The following is a 3,343-nucleotide window of genomic DNA, read 5'->3' as shown; positions in this document are numbered from 1 at the left end:
CAAATTTTTAACTGATACACCGCATTCGCGAGCAAGCCCGCTCCCACCGTTAGAATCGAGGTGGGCTTAGAAGGCTATACCGACCTTGAACCCATACTCGTCACGCTTGAGCTTGGTGTTGTCGGCCACGTACGAATCGTCATCGAGCTTGTACTCGGTGCGGGTGTAGTACAGGCCCGCCATCACTGGCAGATCGCCTTTCTGGTTCATCAGCAGGCTGACTTCGGCGTACGGGTTGGTGCGGTCCTTGAGGTCCACGGTGTCGCTGCCGATGCCGTCGACCTTGAGCTTGGCGCGGCCGTCGATGGTATGGCGGGCGCCCAGTTCAACACGCATGGTCATGTCATCGAACTGGTGGTTGTAGCCCAGGGCCGCCTTGGCGAACGGCGATTTGTTGGTGAGTTTCATGTCGTAGTCGCCCGAGTCCGGCTCGTAGCGGGTCCAGCTGTAGCCGCCACCCACCAGCACGTCGACGAAGTTGCGCGCATCCAGCGCGGCACGCCAGCCGAGGTCGAGGTCGGCCTGGCCTTCCTTGAGCTTGTTGTCGCTCTTCTCGCCGTACTTGGCTTCGATACCGGCCTGGTAGATAAAGCCGGATTCAGCCGTCAGCTTGTTGCCGAAGTTATAGAACAGGCCGGCTTCAGGCATGTGGTCCTTGTCGCTTTGGCTACCGCCTTCGAGTTTGAAGTCGTTGTAGCTGCCGAGGATCCCGAAGGTGGAAATCGGGTCGGTCGGCGCTGCGGCGAACACCACACCAGGTGCCGCGATCAAGGCCAGGACCGAGGAATTCTTGAGGATCTTTCCGAATAGTTTGGACATCGTTTTACGTCTCCATTGCAGGTGGCAAATTATTCAGGAAACGCTTCGAACCCTCGTTTTGGCGAAAGGTTCGAATTAATTTGCACCTTTTTCGAGGTAAAACGGTTCAGCGAAGGCTCTATATCAAGCGTCTTGGACGTGAGCCAGCAAACGACCGAGAATTGACCGCAACTGCGGATGCTCCGGCAGGCGAATGCCAAAGCTGGCCTGCAACAGGTTCAGCAACTCTTCGACGTCCTCGATTGCACGCTTTTCGCTGGCCCGGTCCAGGTAGTGAATCGCGTACTGCCCGTTGTTCAGCGTGCGGCGAAATCCCGGGCCAATCAGTGCGACTTTCAGCTGGCCGAGGAACGGCGAATCCGGGTGGGTGGAGACGTACCAGTTACCGATCTCGTAGTCGAAGTGTGACTGCACCTGCAGGTCGAACACATATAAGCCGCGCCACTCACCGGCGACCTGCGCCCACAAGGTGTAGCTGCCCTCGTCCAGGCTCAGGCGATAGGGTTCATGGGCGGTGGCCTGGGTGGCATCGGTGTCCAGTTGCAACGGACTGGTGGGCACCATGCCACCAAAGCCGACATCACTGATGTAACGCACGCCGTCCAGGGTCACCAGGCTCAGCCGATGGGTGCGCGCCGTCAGTGCATCGGGTGGCCCCCCCATCACCACACGGCCGGTAATGCCCCGCGCCTCGAAGCCCAACTCCTGCAACAAGGCCAGGAACAGCTGGTTCAGCTCGTAGCAATAACCACCACGGCCGTCGAACAGGACTTTTTGTTCGACGCTCGGCAAATCGATCGGCACCGGTGCGTGCAGCAGGGTCGACAGGCTTTCAAACGCGAAGGTGCTGACATGGCGCAACTGCAGATCCTGCAGGGTTTGCAGGGTGGGCGGAGGCGGCGTGTCGTAGCCCAGACGTTGCAGGTAGAGGCGGCTGTGGGTCAGCTCTGGCATGACGCAATCCTGGAGTCGGTGGCGAAAGCACCACTAATACCCTGACGGCGGTTATTTGCCAATTGTGGGTTGAATCAAATGCAAGTCCTCAGATGCACAAACTTTCTGAACCTTTCTGAACTGATTTATATCCATTCACTACAAGACAGGGAGGCATCATGAGTACCGCAATGATCTACACCATCCACTACTTGCTACACGGCGAACCAAAAACCTTTGTGGTGCGTGCCGAGGTCATGAACAACGCCGAAGCGTGGCATTGGGCGGCCGTTGACGCCGACATTGCCCACGTGGGGCGGATAGGCCGGCCGGGCCACGAGCGGGTGAAAAAGACCACTCGTCCCTGGGCGGAGAAGTTCGGCATCACCGAGGTGACATGGACAGCCCCGAAACGGCTTGGTTGAGGAATAAAAAGCCCCGCACGACGGCGGGGCTTGTTTCACTTTTTCAGATCACCGAGGGGATCATAGGCCGGCTTCTTGCCGGTTTTTTCTGGCTTGTCCAACGGGGCAATGGCGGGACCTACCGGGTCGACCTGTGGGTCTGCGACGTCCGGGGAATCGGGGTCGAAACCCAATTCGTCCTTGCCGCTGGAATGCTCGGATGAATGCGGGCCGCTTGTACGATTAGTCATAACTACCTCCTTGGCGCGCCGGGTCTACAGCGGGCGGGCCTTGTCGTGCAGGTTTTCCAGGTCTTCCTCGACCTGCTCTTCTTCGTCTTGCCGTTCGGCCGGGTCGTTGGGGCGCAGGGCGTCGTTGTCACGCTCCTCTTCGCCGGGCGTGCGGTCGGGGTTGGGTGTGCCGGGCGGCTGTTGCTGGTACCGGGTCATGGTTCACCTCACTTGGGGGTCGGTTGCCTACAGGGGTTAGAGAAATTGCGCTGATCCATCGTTCAACCTGATTACCGTCACTCCGACGGGTGAAGCATGAGAAGATGCTGGCCGGCGTTATAACCCTACTTGTGCCATGGAGACTGACCCTGGATGTTTGAGCTCAAACCGTGCGACCCGATTGTTTTTCGCCAGCAGACGCGACGCAGTACGTTGATAGTCGCGGGGTTGTTTGTGGTGTTGGCGATGGTGCTTTCCAGCCTGGCGGTGATGCTGTTTGGTGAGCCTGGGGGGGATAATTTTCGCTTTAATGTGGGCGGGGTGTTTGCCGGGGTGTTGATTACCGTAGGGCTGGTGCGGGGGCCGTTCTGGAACCAGGCCTGGTTCGCGCCGGCGGTGTATGGGTGGCAGCTCAAGCGCAGCCTGATGAGTGTGACTAATGTGATGCACAAGGTGACTGACGGGGTGAAGGCGAATGATCCGGTGGCGATCAAGTTGCTGCGGTTTTATCACCTTGGGTTGATGCAGATGCACGAACTGGACGCCAATTCGAGTTCTCAGGCGCAGTTGGTGCGCGAGGTTGATGAGCACCTGGAGAAGATGCGGGGGTTGGGGATTGAGCCTGACCAGACGCGGCTGGATCCGGATTGGGTTGAGGCTGTGAAGGCTCGCTGATTGGGGGGCATATCCGTTATTTGGGTGATGGCTGATATGGGTTCCGCTCTTACAGCGGCTCAC

The 3,343-nt window shown here is 58.7% G+C and carries 6 protein-coding genes; 2 read left to right on the top strand and 4 right to left on the bottom strand.

Features of this window, described 5'->3' with window-relative positions:
• Positions 1 to 66: 66 nt before the first annotated feature.
• Together ACW9I6_RS31600 and ACW9I6_RS31595 are read right to left on the bottom strand one after the other, a co-directional pair.
• Positions 67 to 819, bottom strand: coding sequence for an outer membrane beta-barrel protein (locus ACW9I6_RS31600; RefSeq protein WP_003210885.1), 753 nt, complete (start codon positions 817 to 819; stop codon positions 67 to 69).
• 123 nt (positions 820 to 942) lie between these two features.
• Positions 943 to 1,773 (bottom strand): arylamine N-acetyltransferase family protein, encoded by an 831-nt coding sequence (locus ACW9I6_RS31595; protein ID WP_087693363.1) that lies wholly within the window; start codon positions 1,771 to 1,773, stop codon positions 943 to 945.
• Positions 1,774 to 1,931: 158 nt separating this feature from the next.
• Here ACW9I6_RS31595 and ACW9I6_RS31590 point away from each other — a divergent pair, with 158 nt between their 5' ends.
• On the top strand, positions 1,932 to 2,177 hold the full coding sequence (locus tag ACW9I6_RS31590; RefSeq protein ID WP_023658994.1) for a DUF6555 family protein: 246 nt from the start codon (positions 1,932 to 1,934) through the stop codon (positions 2,175 to 2,177).
• A gap of 35 nt (positions 2,178 to 2,212) precedes the next feature.
• Here the strand turns inward: ACW9I6_RS31590 and ACW9I6_RS31585 are convergent, their stop codons facing one another.
• Positions 2,213 to 2,407, bottom strand: coding sequence for a DUF6021 family protein (locus ACW9I6_RS31585; RefSeq protein WP_003210890.1), 195 nt, complete (start codon positions 2,405 to 2,407; stop codon positions 2,213 to 2,215).
• 24 nt (positions 2,408 to 2,431) lie between these two features.
• Positions 2,432 to 2,605 (bottom strand): hypothetical protein, encoded by a 174-nt coding sequence (locus ACW9I6_RS31580; RefSeq protein ID WP_003210891.1) that lies wholly within the window; start codon positions 2,603 to 2,605, stop codon positions 2,432 to 2,434.
• 153 nt (positions 2,606 to 2,758) lie between these two features.
• On the opposite strand from ACW9I6_RS31580, the gene ACW9I6_RS31575 reads away from it, so the two are divergent.
• Positions 2,759 to 3,280: a DUF3087 family protein gene (locus ACW9I6_RS31575; protein WP_087693365.1), complete on the top strand. Its 522-nt coding sequence runs from the start codon at positions 2,759 to 2,761 to the stop codon at positions 3,278 to 3,280.
• Positions 3,281 to 3,343: the final 63 nt, after the last annotated feature.

Source organism: Pseudomonas sp. SDO5522_S412 (assembly GCF_054071215.1).
Note: the sequence above shows the minus strand (reverse complement) of the source record. Positions and strands in the feature narration are given on the sequence as shown.

Bases quoted from the DNA above. Each gene is read 5' to 3' on its own strand.
- ACW9I6_RS31600 (WP_003210885.1), bottom strand. From the start codon at position 819: ATGTCCAAACTATTCGGAAAGATCCTCAAGAATTCCTCGGTCCTGGCC.
- ACW9I6_RS31595 (WP_087693363.1), bottom strand. From the start codon at position 1,773: ATGCCAGAGCTGACCCACAGCCGCCTCTACCTGCAACGTCTGGGCTAC.
- ACW9I6_RS31590 (WP_023658994.1), top strand. From the start codon at position 1,932: ATGAGTACCGCAATGATCTACACCATCCACTACTTGCTACACGGCGAA.
- ACW9I6_RS31585 (WP_003210890.1), bottom strand. From the start codon at position 2,407: ATGACTAATCGTACAAGCGGCCCGCATTCATCCGAGCATTCCAGCGGC.
- ACW9I6_RS31580 (WP_003210891.1), bottom strand. From the start codon at position 2,605: ATGACCCGGTACCAGCAACAGCCGCCCGGCACACCCAACCCCGACCGC.
- ACW9I6_RS31575 (WP_087693365.1), top strand. From the start codon at position 2,759: ATGTTTGAGCTCAAACCGTGCGACCCGATTGTTTTTCGCCAGCAGACG.